The following is a 14,529-nucleotide window of genomic DNA, read 5'->3' on the forward strand; positions in this document are numbered from 1 at the left end:
ATGGAACACAAAACAGTAGATTTGTTGGTAATCGGTGCTGGTGCAGCAGGGATGACTGCAGCATTAACGGGTCGCATGGAAGGCTTAGATGTGTTGTTGTGCGAAAAGCAAACCCAAGTAGGTGGACTCACTGCCACTTCTGGTGGAACGACTTGGGTGCCAGGTACACATCTGAGTGTGAAGGCAGGTGTACCTGATAAAGTGGAAGACGCACGCACATTTTTAAAAGCCGTGATGGGCGAGCGTGGTGGTGAACATTTGCGTGAGGCATTTTTGCGCTCGGGTCCCGCTATGGTGTCTGAATTGGACAGTAAAACCGAGGTGAAATTTGCAGCAGCCTTGGCACACCCAGATTATATTAAAAACCAACCTGGTGAAGCGTATGGCGGGCGTGCTTTGGCACCTGTGGCATTTGATGCGCGAGTGTTAGGTGAGGATTTTGACCGCGTGTTGCCACCGCGTCCTGAATTTATGGGTTTGGGTGGCATGATGGTCAATCGCAATGAATTAACGGCTTTATTGCGTCCTGTAAGCTCATTTGGCAATGCCAAAACCACGTTTAAAGTGGTGGTTCCGTATTTAAAAGACCGTTTGAAATACAAACGCGGTACACGTTTGGTCATGGGCAATGCTTTGGTCGGACGATTGTTATACAGCTTGAAAAAATACCAAACCGAAATATGGTATGAATCGCCTTTGAAAGAATTGTTAATGGAGAATGGCAAAGTCGTTGGTGCTTTAATGGATACCCAAGACGGTATCCAGCGTGTCATGGCGAGAAAAGGGGTGGTTTTGGCAACTGGTGGGGTGGCGTGGAATCAGAAATTGCGCCAAAAATACTTTCCTATCGGCACAAGAGATTATTCGTTGGCACCCAAATCCAATACGGGTGATGGTGTGAGCCATGGTTTGAGCATGGGTGCCCAATTAGACAACGAAACCCATCCTGTGTTGTGGTTTCCGTGTTCGACCTTACAAAAGGCAAATGGGCAATTGGCGGTATGGCCGCATTTGATTTTAGATCGATCTAAACCTGGTTTGATTGCTGTGAATGCGTCTGGCAAACGCTTTGTGAATGAAACAGACTCATACCATGACTTTTGTATTGGGCAATTGGCTGCCAATGAAAAAACCCCGAGCTTGCCCGCTTATCTGGTGTGTGATGATGATTTCATTCACCAATATGGTTTGGGCTTGGTGATGCCGGGTGCTAAAAAATTGAATGCGTATTTGAAACAAGGTTATTTGGTGCAAGCGCCAACCATCCGTCAGTTGGCAGAAAAAATCAATGTTGATGCCAGCGAGTTGGAGCAAAGCGTCATTCGCAACAATGCTTATTCCATTACAGGCTTGGATGAAGAGTTTGGGCGTGGTATGGGCAAGATGAATCGCTTTAATGGCGATGAAAAAATGAAACCCAATCCGTGTATTGGTCCGATTTTGCGTGCGCCGTTTTATGCGTTGGCAGTCAAACCAATCGATTGTGCCAGTAGTGTGGGTTTGGCTGGCGATGAGTTTGGGCGTGTGTTGAATGAACAAGGCCATGTGATTACCGGACTGTATGCGTGTGGCAATGATTTGGCATCGATTTTTAAAGGTATTTACCCCGGACCTGGTACGACAATTGGACCTGGTATGGTTTTTGGCTGGCGTATTGCCAAACATGCTGCGGGCACATTGACCGCTTGATAATAAAGGGAATCACAATGCATTTTTATGAATTAGCAACTTTGGATATTCAAATGGGTAAAGCTGCCGATGTGGCAGTGGGTGTAGAAAAATTTGTGGATGAAGCACTTACAGGCCGCTTATTAGGGGTTTGGTACAGCGATATTGGTGTTTTAAATCAGGTATTGGTATTGCGTGAATTTAAAACTTTAGACGATTTGCAACAAGAGCGAGCACGCTTTAAACAAGCCGCCGATCCGTTTTATGCCAAAGAATGGTTGGAACATGTCAGTGTGGATTCTTACCAAGGTTTTCCATTTTTGCCAGAAGTGGAGGTGGGGGCATTTGGACCTGCTTATGAAATTCGCACCTACCACATGAAGCATGGTGGTTTGCCACACGTGCATGCTGCGTGGGAGGCGGCATTGCCTGATCGTACTGAGGTATCCAAATTAACGGTGGTGATGAGCAGTTTGGATGGTGAGCCTCGTATTGTGAATATTTGGCCGTATGAATCGGTGAATCAACGTTGTCAAGTACGCGCTGATGCTGTGGCACAAGGCATCTGGCCACCTAAAGGTGGACCACAATGGTTGACCAATGACATGGCATCTTTGATGGCATTTCCAACTAAGGTTTCACCTTTGCAGTAAAGGCAGATAGATGACAAGCAAAAAGACCACGCTGGGCGTGGTCTTTTTTGGTCTTTGCACGAATAACGTTATCGCGTGACGTACATCGCGCAAAGCGACAGTCATCCCTATTTGCACAGAGCAGCATTAGCCCTAACCTTAGCACAATCTTATTAAAGCTTAATAAAAAATCAAAAGGAGAGTGTAATGTCATTGCAAAACAATGTTTTGGGCGTGGATGCGTTGTGTGATTTGGTCATTATTGGTTCGGGTGCTGGTGGTTTGTCTACCGCTATTACCGCTACCAAACGTGGCTTGAATGTGATTGTAGTAGAAAAAGAGGCGGTTTATGGCGGTACCACAGCATTTTCGGGTGGCGTTTTATGGGTGCCCAATAACCCACATGCCCAAAAACAAGGTATCAATGACAGTCGTGAAGCGGCAGTCAAATATTTACAAAATGAAGCGGGTGAATATTTTGATGCCGAAGCGGCAGCTATTTTTTTTGAAAATGGCCCCAAAATGGTTGAATTTTTTGAGCGTGAAACTTCAGTGAAGTTTGTACCCACGCTATACCCTGACTACCATCCTACTGTGGAAGGTGGTGTAGACATTGGTCGTTCGATTTTGGCTGCACCGTTTGATATTCGCGAATTGGGTGATGAAATGTCACGTTTGCGCCCACCATTAAAAACAATCACCTTTATGGGCATGATGTTCAATTCATCCAATGCTGATTTAAAGCATTTCTTCAATGTGACCAAATCTCCAGTGTCATTTGTGTATGTTGCCAAACGCTTGGGCATACACACCAAAGAATTGGCTCTGTATAAACGTGGCACCAATGTCACTTCAGGCAATGCCTTGGCCGCTCGTTTGGCCAAATCCGCATTTGATTTGAATATTCCGATTTTCACTAATACCGCAGCCAAAGAGTTAATCATTGAACAAGGCAAAGTGGTTGGTTTGGAAGTCAAATCAAATGGCCAAAACCGCAAAATATTCGCCAAGCACGGTGTGGTGATTGCCAGCGGTGGTTTCTCGCATGATAAAGAACGCCTGAAAAAAATGTATCCACATGTTGCCAGTGGTGGTGAACACTTCTCACCTGTGCCAACAGGCAATACCGGCGATGGTTTGCGTTTGGCTGAAAGTGCGGGAGGTCGTGTGAGCACTGAGTATGCAGACAATTCAGCATGGATGCCTGTATCGCGTGTGCCAATGAAAAATGGAGGCTTTGGCGTGTTTCCACATTTATTGGACCGTTACAAACCCGGCATTATTGGTGTGTTGAAAAATGGTCAGCGTTTTTGCAATGAATCTGAATCTTATCACGATGTCGGTGCGGCTTTGATGCGGGCGTGTGCGGGTGAAAAAGAAACCGCTATGTGGTTGGTTTGCGATGCCAAAGCCTTGGCGAAATATGGCTTGGGTTATGTGAAGCCTGCACCTTTGCCACATGGCAAATTCATCAAACAAGGTTATTTGTTTAAAGGCGCAACTTTAGAAGCGTTGGCACAAACCATCGGCATGGATGCACAAGGTTTACGCCAAACAGTTGAAAACTACAATTTACATGCCGTTCATGGTGAAGACCCACAGTTCAATCGGGGTACTACTTCCTTCAATCGCTATTTGGCCGATCCTGAAAACCAGCCCAATCCATGCGTGGCACCTATTTCTCAAGGACCGTTTTATGCGGTGAAAGTGTATATGGGCGATTTGGGTACGTTTAATGGCATTGAAACCACGGCTGTGGGTGAGGTGATGGATGCTGACAACCAAGTGATTGAAGGCTTGTATGCAGTGGGTAATGACCGTAAGAGCGTGATGGGTGGCAATTATCCAGGTGCTGGCATTACATTGGGGCCGATTATGACTTATGGCTATGTCACTGGCAATGTGATTGCCGATAAAGCGCAGATTCAACACTTACAGGACGCTTCTGTTGAAGCTTAAATTGGAACCATAAGGAATAAAAAAAACATGAACGAACAAAAATATCCAGTGGTTGATTTACGCTTTTATCACATTGCACCACGTGGCATGAATGAGTTTTTAAAACATTTCAATGAATTGGCGATGCCTTTATTGATGAAGCATTTGGGGCAACCTGTTGGATTTTATACCACCACCATCGGTACATTAAACCAATTTGTACACATTTGGGAATACGAAAGTTTGGCAGATTATGAGCGCCGTAGCACGGCTCGTGACAGTGATCCTGAGTTTTCAACTTACTTGCAAGCAACAAAAGGTTTGGTGGTATCACAACACAATCAAATCATTAAAAAAGTGGCAATGAATACCAAAATTTAAGCCGCATCTACAAATGGAGAAAAGGAGTAGTAACGATGAATAATCAGAATGTGATTGATGTCCGTGAGGTCATCAATGCCGAAAAAATCAGTGGGCTACAAAAACTGGTGGTCTTTTTTTGTTGTGCCATCATTGCCATTGACGGTTTTGATGTGGTGGTCATGGGCTTGTCTGCGCCACAAATCATTCAAGAATGGGGTGTGTCTGCCACAGACATGGGACCGGTATTGAGTGCGGCTTTATTTGGTTTGGCCATCGGTGCGTTGACTGCAGGACCTTTGTCTGATCGGTTTGGTCGCAAGTGGGTTTTGATTATCAGTGTATTCTTTTTTGGACTGATGACATTGGTAACGGCTTTTGCGCAAGATGTGACTCAATTGGTGATTTTCCGCTTTTTAACAGGTTTGGGTTTGGGTGCTGCTGCGCCCAATGCCGCTACCTTGGCTGCTGAATATGCCCCTGTGCGTCGCAGAGCCTTTTTTGTGACTATCGCTTATGCAGGGTTTTCATTGGGTGCAGCAGGAGGTGGTTTTATTTCGGCATGGATGATTCCTGAGTTTGGCTGGCGTAGTGTGTTTGTATTGGGTGGCATCTTGCCGTTGGTATTGTTGCCATTCATGATTTTAAAAATGCCTGAGTCTTTGTCTTTTTTGGTTGCTAAAAAAGGCAATCCTAAAACCATCCGCTCCATTGTCAACCGTATGATTCCCAATACCGCCACAGAAAAACACACCTATACTGTTGGACCGATTGCAAGCAAGCAAAAAAGTGCGTTGGGTATTGTGATGTCTAAAGAGTACCGCTTGGGCACTTACATGTTGTGGTTAAGCTATTTCACTGCCTTGTTCTTGATTTATTTGTGCAGCAGTTGGCTGCCAACCATCATCAAAATGAATGATTTCACCATTTCACAAGCAGCAATAGTGACATCTATTTTTCAAATTGGAGGACCTATTGGTAGTTTGTTCTTTGGTTGGGCGATGGATAAGTTCAAACCACATGCCGTTTTGATTAGTGGTATGTTGGTGGGCGCGGCAGCTACTTATGCATTGGGTCAATTTGGTCACAATTTGGTATTGTTATCTATTTGTGCATGGATTTTGGGCTTTTGTTTCAATGGCGGCTCTGTGGGTATGTCGGCTTTGGCAACCAATTACTACCCAACCGAAGCGCGTGCTACGGGTGCTAGCTGGATGAATGGTATTGGTCGATTCGGTGCAATTTTAAGTGCATTTGCTGGTGGTTATATGATTACACAAGGGTATTCATTACAAACCATGTTCACTTTATTGATGATTCCAGCATTGTTGGCAGGTTTGGCCATCTTTATTAAAGGTGCTAAAGCCAAAGAGGTATCAGTGCCATCTCCTGTGACGGCTCAAACACAAACTGAGGTTTGATTTAGCATGATGATAAAAGCCTCATTCTTTGTATAAGAGTGAGGCTTTTGTATTGCAGCAAGCGTCCTGTAAACATTAAAAGGAGCAATATCGTGGTTTAAAACTGACAAAATGCTTTTTTAAGGATGTAGTCATTTCTTTTGTAAAGTCAGAATCATGGTAAAAAAAATCGTGTCATGATTCAATATTGATATTGTCTAAGAATTTAGTTTCGATCATGTTGAAGTCTTGCATTGACCACACTATGCCAATCGTATGTGAAGTGATTGGATAGCTGCAACATCTGTCTCGTATATTTTTAAGGATGGTAACCATTTCACGATTGGTTCGGCATTAATGACCGCTTAAGCGGTCATTTGTGAGTCAGATTGTTGATATAAAACCTAGCAGTTTTAAAATAGTAACCCCATGATATAGTGTAACTATCTTACTTAATGCCACAAAAACCATACACTTGTCGCGCTAACCAAGTCGTTTTATCAGGTTTTTGAGTATGTTCCTTGGCATCTGCAATTTTTAATAATTTGTACATCGTATGAATTCCTGTCCAACGCAAAGGCTCAGGTTCCCATTTGGGATTGATGAAATTATTCCAAGGCAAACGATTCAATGCCGTATCTTGTTTCAAAATGCGTGAACACAAAGTTCTTGCTGCCAAATTGGTTCCTGCTACACCGCTGCCGCCAAAACCATAAACACTGCCTATTTGGGTATTAGAATCATAACTGACGCTTGGACACCAATCTCTGGTTAAACCGAATGAACCCCGCCAAGAGTGCTCAATTTTCATTGGAAAATATGGGAACAATTGCGTTAAACGACCATATAAAAAATCTAAAGTAGGGCGATCCAATTCACCATGACCCACTGTCTGAGAGTTATATTGATAAGGCTTGCCACGACCACCGATGACAATACGATTATCCTCAGTGCGTTGCGCATAAAAAAACAAATGTGATGCATCACTGAATAATTCACGACCGTGCCAATTGGCTTGTTGCCAAAATGAGTCTGGTAAGATTTCTGTTGCAATGACAGAGGAGTTCATTGGCACCACTTTACCAGAGCGCACCAATGCTTCAGTGTATCCTTCAGTACAACACATCACATGGTCGGCCTGAATATGAAAACCAGCCACTTGAACATGCTTGGGACTGAAACCGCTCACTGGAGTATTTTCATACATGAATACGCCCAACTGAGACAAGACATTTTTCAAGCCAAATGCCAATTTTGCAGGTTGAATACGAGCACCTTTGCGATACCATAGACCTGAATCAGCATGGGCAACGTTGATTTTTTCCTTCACTTGTAGCCCTGTGAGCAAAACCATATCATCAGTATCAAAGCCTAAATCCAAATCATGCTTGTAAGTTTCACGTAAACGATAACTTTGGGCGCGATTGGTCGACATAGTTAACATTCCGCCTTCATATAAATCACAATCAATATCTTCTAGCTGACAAATGTGTTTGACTTCATCCACCGTTCGAGTGATTTCTTTCTGAAACAAACGCACATCATCCAAAGAAGATCCCGATTTTTGAAATACAGAACTTAAACCCGGTATATGCGATGAAAGCCAACCGCCATTGCGTCCAGATGCTCCATATGCAATTTGATTGGCTTCAAAAATAGCAATACTCCATTCCGGCTGGGCTTTTTTCAAATAATATGCCAACCATAAGCCTGTAAAACCACCTCCAATAATGGCAACATCAAATTGACTTTGCCCATGCAAAGGTGGCGGTATTTGAGCATCTTGATAATGACCATTGGAAACGGCTGATTTCACCCAAAATGAAATATTATCTTGTTCTAACATGTGTATGCCTTATTCGATTGTAATTTTAAGGCCACTTACTTCAATGTAATCTATTGGGGTAAGTGGCGATGATCACTTAGCTACCCACCCAAGCATTAAAGCGTTGTGTTAATTCTTCCGAATTATCAATCCAAAAATCAGCATCTAATTCAATAGCTTGTTTGAGATTGTCTTCTGTGGTCGGCAAATTCAAGGCTATTTCAGGTTTGATTTGGCTAGCTGCCTCTTTGTTGGCAATACCATAGTCCATGTAATCAGGCAGTTTAACTTGGTTTTCAGGCAAGCTTGCAAAGGCCAAAAATTCCATTGCCAAATCTTTGTTAGATGCGCCTTTTAAAATGGTCCAACTGTCTACCGAATAAATACTTTGAGGCCACACAATTTTGAAATGACGGTTGTTTTCACGATTCAAACCGGCAATCCGACCATTGTAAGCTGCAGCCATGACCACTTCATTTGAAGCCAAAAACTGCAAAGGCTGAGCACCAGCATCCCACCAAACAACATGTGGTTTCAATTCATCTAATTTTTTAAATGCTCTATCAACACCTTCTGGTGTACGCAATACTTGATAAAGCGCTTCATTTTTAACGCCATCCGCCAAGAGCGCGAATTCCAAAGCATATTTGGCCGTACGACGCATGGTACGTTTGCCTGGGTATTTTTGAACATCCCAAAAATCCGCCCAAGATTGTGGTGCATCTTTGATTTTTTCAGAATCGTAAACCAATGCGGTTGACCAGAAAATTTGTCCCACGCCACAATCACTCACAGCCGCAGGCAAATATTTTTCTTTGCCGCCAAGTTTGTCCCAATCAATTTTTTCTAATAAACCATCACTACAAGAACGTGCCAAATCTTCGGCTTCCATCTGCATGATGTCCCAATTTGGATTACCACTTTGTACTTTGGCTTGTGCAATACCATAACTGCCCGAGTCAGCATTGTCTTCCAAAACAGGCTGCCCAATTTTTTTTGCAAATGGCTCAAAATAAATGGTGCGTAACGCATCTTGGAATGTGCCGCCAGAAGCGGCAATGGTTAAGCCTCGTTGAGAACTGCTTGAGTTGTTGGTTGAGCTGGCATTACTGGTATCAGTTTTGTGATTGCTAGCAGTAGTACTGTCACCACCACAAGCACTCAAACCTATTGAAATGGCTGCTACCATGGTTAAATATTTCAATCTCATTACTCTCTCCTTGTATTGTTATCATTTGAAATTCTTATGATTACGCAATGCTTTGAACTTAAGCCAAATGCGTCCTGTAATCTGTTAAATTCTTTTTAGTTTGGGTAAGAGCATACGAGAATGATTTGTAAAAAATCAACTAAAAATTTTACTTTTAGTGTTATTTTTTATATCAAAAAAATAATGTATTTTTTATATATATTTATATTTCAATCTTAAATATCAGTATGAGCGTTTTTAAAAAATGAGCTTGATTTGAATATGATTGGAATATAAAAAAACCTAATATCATCATTTTTATAATAGATTTTTATTAGAATAATAGCCTACGATTTATATCTAAATTACTATGAATATAGATATTGCATATATAAATAATATAATTATTAGTTACTTTTAAAGTTTCTTGGTGAAAAGGTGCTTTATGGGATTAACAAGTCTAAGTTGTATTGTACTCATGAAGGGCAATGCTAATTCCCGCAAGAATCAAACAGTCATTAATGGCAGCTTGTCATCGTTAGTTGGCTGCGGCTTTGAGATGTAAAACCACAGCCAGTGTTGTTGTATATCGTTCTTAAATTTGGCCATAGTAATAGATATGAGAAAATTCTACTTTTTGTTTTATTGAAAGTAGGAGAATTATCGTGAAATTAATTTTCTAAATAAGGAGTGTTTTATTAAATCTTAATTTAACATAATGCCAATATGATAAATATCATTTTAAAAAATATAAACAAAAAAACCGACTATAAAAGTCGGTTAAAAAACTAAAAAATCAATAATCCACACCATATCGATCACGATAATCTTGCACAGAATCCAAATAAGTCTGCAAAGATACATCACCACCCAACATTGCCAACAAGTCTTTTAAATTGGCAATTGATACCACTGGTAAACCATATTGATGTTGTACTTCTTGTACTGCCGAAGTTTCAGCTGTACCTTTTTCCATACGATCTAATGCAATCACGACACCAGCAGGTATTGCACCTTCATTTTCAATCAATTTTACTGATTCACGTACAGATGTGCCCGCAGAAATTACATCATCAATAATCAAAACTTTACCTTTAACGGGCGAACCCACCAATACGCCACCTTCACCGTGATCTTTGGCTTCTTTGCGGTTGTAAGCAATTGGCACATTGATACCTTTCTCCGCCAAAGCCATACTGGTTGCAGCTGCCAAAATAATGCCCTTATAAGCAGGACCGAATAACATGTCAAATTCAACACCACTGGCAATAATCGCATCTGCATAAAAACGCGCCAATTGCAAAATACCATTGCCATCATTGAACAAACCCGCGTTGAAAAAATACGGTGATTGACGGCCGGCTTTGGTGGTGAATTCACCGAATTTTAATACTTCTTGTTCCAACGCAAATTTGAGAAAGTCTTGGCGAAAATCTGACATGAATAATCCTTAAATCGGTACAATAGGGCTGAAGACAGACGGCAAAAGCCGTCATTTTGCATATTGTACCCGAGGAAGCCCGTGTTTAGAATCATCAGCGCCAACGTCAACGGCATACGCTCTGCCGCCTCTAAAGGTTTTATTGAATACATACAAGCCACTAATGCAGATATTGTGTGTGTACAAGAATTGAAAGCCAAAGAGGACAAGCTCACCGATCAATTAAAAAATCCGAATGGAATGCACGGCGTTTGGCATTGTGCCGAAAAAGCAGGTTATAGCGGCGTTGCCATTTACAGCAAACAAACGCCAGACCGTGTGCAATATGGTTTGGGTATCGAACAATTTGACAACGAAGGTCGCTTTATTCGTGCTGACTTTGATGATAAAAATTTGAGTGTGATTTCCTTGTATTTGCCGTCGGGAACCAGTGCTGAAATTCGCCAAGAATACAAATACCAATTTTTAGATGCTTTCTTGCCTGTTTTGCAAAATATGTTAGTAGAAGGCCGGCATGTGGTTGTGTGTGGCGATTGGAATATTGCCCACCACAATATTGATTTGAAAAACTGGAAAGGCAACCAAAAAAATTCAGGTTTTTTACCCGAAGAACGAGCTTGGTTAACCAAACTTTTGAATGAAGTCGGTTGGGTCGATACTTGGCGCACATTGTATCCATTGGAGCCAGGCTATACATGGTGGAGCAATCGTGGCCAAGCATATGCCAAAGATGTGGGTTGGCGCATTGACTACCATATCACCACGCCAAATTTAGCCGCTTTAGTCAAGTCTGCCCACGTGTACAAAGACGAAAAATTTTCTGACCATGCACCTTTGGTCGTAGATTATGATTTGTAAATTTTCAAAGCATCTGATTTGTATTTGAACCTTTTGTAAACCATGGTTGACTAATAAAACTTATTGGATATTTGAAATGACAGGTCATGATGATGAATGAAGCCCAAGCCGCCATTGAAAAAGCCCAACAAACCAAGGCCCCGAAAGATGTGGTTTTGGCATTTTTGCTCAATTCATCCAAAGAACTGGTTCAAAATGGTGCCGAGCAAATGGTGGCTGAAGACGCTACTTACGTGTCTTTGAATTTTAACAGTCCAGAACTGAAGCAAATTGAGCCATGGGCAGGTACGTCAACAGGCCGCCAAATTTACATTGATACTTTTTCCAATGTTGGCACATATTGGCGAGTGGATGATTTTCAAGTTTCAGACATGATTGCCGAAGACAGTTTGGTGGCGGTATTTGGCCAATTCACATATACATCGGTGGTGGCCAACAACACTTTTACCTCACCTTTTGCCATCAAAGCCATAGTTGAAAATGGTCAAATCACGTATTTCCAATTCATGGAAGACACCTATGCTTCGGCAGCATCGTTTCGAGTTGGCGGACATTGGGTGATTCAACAAGATACAGATCCAAGCAAACAATTCAATGTGGGCGAATAAGCTGTGTTTTAGAGCTTTTACAACTTTAATCCATTAAAAAAAGGCGTCCTGTAAACATTTACAGGACGCCTTTTAGATATTGCTAACTTATTTTTTCAATTCACGTTGGCGGCGGGTTTCAGACAAAACCATGCCAGAACTTACCGACACATTCAAGCTTTCAACCGTACCAAACATCGGAATTGACACCAAAGCATCGCAATGCTCGCGCGTCAAACGGCGCATGCCTTCGCCTTCGTTACCCATTACCCACGCCACCGACTGCGGCACATCGTAATGGTACAAATCGGCTTCGCCTTCCATATCCGTGCCGACAATCCAAATGCCTTCGTCTTTCAATTGGCGCATCGTGCGTGCCAAATTGGTCACGGTGATGTAGGGCACCACTTCAGCGGCACCACACGCCACCTTGCTGACAGTTGCATTCAAGCCAGCTGATTTGTCTTTCGGTGCAATCACCGCATGCACGCCCATCGCATCGGCCACACGCAAACACGCGCCTAAATTATGCGGATCGGTAATGCCATCCAAAATCAATAAAAATGGCGGCTCGTTCAAGTTTTCCAATACATCATCTAAATCAACATGGTTTTTAGACGCATCGATAAAGCCCACTACACCTTGGTGGCGAGCGCCTTTGCTCAAAGTGTTCAAACGGTCCATATTGGCCAAAATCACACGCACGTTTTCAACGCCAGCTTTTTCCAACACATCACGCATGCGCGCGTCTTGTTTGCCTTCTAAAACGTACAATTCAATCACAGATTTTGGGTTTTGCCACAAACGGGCATTGACGGCATGAAAGCCGAAAATAAGGCGCGAATTCGCCATGGTGATTCCTTTAATGCTTAACAAGCGCCATCTTAACATATTTGCAGCAGCATCTTGAATTTGCATGCTGGCTATTTCAGTTTGCGCATCAGGCAGGTCTTGTTAAAATGTTTGTCATAACAAAACAAGGTGCACAACATGACACAAATACACACAGAAAAAGTTTTGGTTTGGGATATTTTCATTCGCATATTCCATTGGAGCATGGTGGCGATTGTGGTTTGTAATTTGTTTTTATTGGAAGAAGGTGGGCAGTGGCACCAATATTTGGGCTATGCCGCTTGTATCTTGATGTTGCTGCGCATTGTTTGGGGCTTTATTGGTAGCCCTTATGCTCGCTTTAAAGATTTTTTTCCGACACCAAGCAAATTCAAAGCCCATTTTCAAGCCATCCGCAACAAGCAAGCTGATGAGCATCTAGGACACAATCCTATGGGTGCGTTGATGATTTTTGCGTTAATAGCGGTTGTTTTGGGTTTGGGCTTTACAGGGTGGTCACAAACCATGGAGTCTCCCTTTTATTTGGATTCTTGGCCAGCTGACCTACACGAATGGTTGGTCACTGTCTTACAAATTTTGGTGGTTTTGCATATTGCGGCAGTGATGTTGATGAGTGTGTGGACGCGCACAGATTTGGTCGGTGCCATGCTGACAGGTCGTAAGAAAAAACGTTAAACGTGATGAGATTAAAAATAAGCGTCCTGTAAACATATTACAGGACGCTTATTCAATTGGTTTTATCATTCATGTGGTTTATAACGAGGCAAAGCCTTGCGATACGGTAAACGAATATCTACCCGAAACAAATTGCCTTGTTTGCCTGTTTTCAAAACCGCATCGGCGTCATACATCAGATGCAAACGCTCCGCCAAATTACCCATGGCCATCTGATTGCCTTTGCGTTTGTGTGGAATTGGATTTTCAGGAATGGGATTGTCAATGCGGATGTAAATCCAATCTTTTTGCATGCGAATATTGACGACAATTTCACCCGGCCTGTGGCTGGTTTCAATGCCGTGGTAAACCGCATTTTCCAATAAAGGCTGCAATAGCAAATGTGGCACTTCAGCATGTTCAGGTGCATCCACAGTCCATTTGCTTTTTAAGCGTTCCGCACCCATGCGTATGGTTTCAATGTCCAAATAGCCTTGCGCCAATTCAATTTCCCGTCCCAAAGTGCTCGATTGATTGGCATCTTTCAATTGCGCCCGAAACAAATCCGCCAAATTTTCTAAGACCATTTCAGCATCCGTCGGTCTGCTACGCACCAAAGCGATAGCGGCATTGAGGCTGTTAAACAAAAAATGTGGGCGAATGCGTGCTGTTAAGGCCGCCAATTTCGCTTCGCTCAAAGCCGGCGACAGCGATTTTTCTAACAAGCCTTGGTAATGCATCAAGCCCCACATATAAATGGACACCAAGAGCATGTCTACCAACCAATATTGGCGTGGAAACTCAAAAATTTTGGCGCAAAACATAAAAGACAACAAACTCACGCCCCATGTTAAAAACACACCATAACGATTGGCCATCAACCAACGATTACACAAAACCAAACTGGTCACGGTAATGATGACAAATGGCGCAATCCAAGAGCTCGATGACAAGACATTTTCAAAATAATATCGTTGAAAATCAGAACGTAATAAGGGTGTGAGCAAGACCAAGATGCTTACTGAAAAAAAGATTCTTAAAATCACACCCAAATTTCTGAAGTCAGGCACTGCAAACAACACAGCAGGTTGGCGTATAATGCCCATTTTGGCTAACTTTCGCAGG

13 protein-coding genes are annotated in these 14,529 nt (G+C 42.5%); 8 read left to right on the top strand and 5 right to left on the bottom strand.

The annotated features are described in order from the left end of the window. The 5 genes from H150_RS0104335 to H150_RS0104355 all read left to right on the top strand — a co-directional run bounded on the left by H150_RS0104335 (position 1) and on the right by H150_RS0104355 (position 6,019). A complete protein-coding gene (locus H150_RS0104335) occupies positions 1-1,689 on the top strand; it encodes an FAD-dependent oxidoreductase (RefSeq protein WP_019957828.1) in 1,689 nt (562 codons plus the stop codon). Positions 1,690-1,706: 17 nt separating this feature from the next. Then, positions 1,707-2,321, top strand: coding sequence for an NIPSNAP family protein (locus tag H150_RS0104340; RefSeq protein ID WP_019957829.1), 615 nt, complete (start codon positions 1,707-1,709; stop codon positions 2,319-2,321). Between the two features lie 186 nt (positions 2,322-2,507). Next, entirely contained in the window at positions 2,508-4,259 is a 1,752-nt protein-coding gene (locus tag H150_RS0104345) for an FAD-dependent oxidoreductase (RefSeq protein ID WP_019957830.1), read from the top strand. A 27-nt stretch (positions 4,260-4,286) separates the two neighbouring features. After that, the gene (locus H150_RS0104350) at positions 4,287-4,619 is read left to right on the top strand and encodes an NIPSNAP family protein (protein ID WP_019957831.1); all 333 of its coding nucleotides are present in this window, start codon (positions 4,287-4,289) and stop codon (positions 4,617-4,619) included. A gap of 35 nt (positions 4,620-4,654) precedes the next feature. Beyond that, positions 4,655-6,019 (top strand): MFS transporter, encoded by a 1,365-nt coding sequence (locus H150_RS0104355; RefSeq protein ID WP_019957832.1) that lies wholly within the window; start codon positions 4,655-4,657, stop codon positions 6,017-6,019. A gap of 427 nt (positions 6,020-6,446) precedes the next feature. On the opposite strand, the gene H150_RS13730 is transcribed toward H150_RS0104355, so the two are convergent. The 3 genes from H150_RS13730 to pyrE all read right to left on the bottom strand — a co-directional run bounded on the left by H150_RS13730 (position 6,447) and on the right by pyrE (position 10,453). Continuing rightward, positions 6,447-7,844, bottom strand: coding sequence for an NAD(P)/FAD-dependent oxidoreductase (locus H150_RS13730; RefSeq protein WP_019957833.1), 1,398 nt, complete (start codon positions 7,842-7,844; stop codon positions 6,447-6,449). 76 nt (positions 7,845-7,920) lie between these two features. Beyond that, positions 7,921-9,033 carry an ABC transporter substrate-binding protein gene (locus H150_RS0104365; protein ID WP_019957834.1) on the bottom strand — a complete coding sequence of 371 codons (1,113 nt, stop codon included), beginning with the start codon at positions 9,031-9,033 and terminating at the stop codon, positions 7,921-7,923. A 775-nt stretch (positions 9,034-9,808) separates the two neighbouring features. Beyond that, positions 9,809-10,453: an orotate phosphoribosyltransferase gene (gene pyrE / locus H150_RS0104370; RefSeq protein WP_019957835.1), complete on the bottom strand. Its 645-nt coding sequence runs from the start codon at positions 10,451-10,453 to the stop codon at positions 9,809-9,811. An 81-nt stretch (positions 10,454-10,534) separates the two neighbouring features. On the opposite strand from pyrE, the gene H150_RS0104375 reads away from it, so the two are divergent. Together H150_RS0104375 and H150_RS15265 are read left to right on the top strand one after the other, a co-directional pair. Then, on the top strand, positions 10,535-11,311 hold the full coding sequence (locus tag H150_RS0104375) for an exodeoxyribonuclease III (RefSeq protein WP_019957836.1): 777 nt from the start codon (positions 10,535-10,537) through the stop codon (positions 11,309-11,311). An 86-nt stretch (positions 11,312-11,397) separates the two neighbouring features. Then, positions 11,398-11,919, top strand: a complete 522-nt coding sequence (locus H150_RS15265) for a nuclear transport factor 2 family protein (protein ID WP_019957837.1) — start codon at positions 11,398-11,400, stop codon at positions 11,917-11,919. Positions 11,920-12,006: 87 nt separating this feature from the next. Here the strand turns inward: H150_RS15265 and rlmB are convergent, their stop codons facing one another. After that, positions 12,007-12,750 (bottom strand): 23S rRNA (guanosine(2251)-2'-O)-methyltransferase RlmB, encoded by a 744-nt coding sequence (rlmB, locus tag H150_RS0104385; protein WP_026353467.1) that lies wholly within the window; start codon positions 12,748-12,750, stop codon positions 12,007-12,009. Between the two features lie 138 nt (positions 12,751-12,888). Between rlmB and H150_RS0104390 the strand changes: the two genes are divergently transcribed. After that, positions 12,889-13,425: a cytochrome b/b6 domain-containing protein gene (locus H150_RS0104390; protein WP_019957839.1), complete on the top strand. Its 537-nt coding sequence runs from the start codon at positions 12,889-12,891 to the stop codon at positions 13,423-13,425. A 65-nt stretch (positions 13,426-13,490) separates the two neighbouring features. Here H150_RS0104390 and H150_RS0104395 read toward each other — a convergent pair whose 3' ends face one another. Then, positions 13,491-14,510 (bottom strand): sensor histidine kinase, encoded by a 1,020-nt coding sequence (locus tag H150_RS0104395; protein WP_026353468.1) that lies wholly within the window; start codon positions 14,508-14,510, stop codon positions 13,491-13,493. Positions 14,511-14,529: the final 19 nt, after the last annotated feature.

This window comes from Vitreoscilla stercoraria DSM 513 (assembly GCF_000382305.1).
GTDB lineage: Bacteria > Pseudomonadota > Gammaproteobacteria > Burkholderiales > Neisseriaceae > Vitreoscilla > Vitreoscilla stercoraria.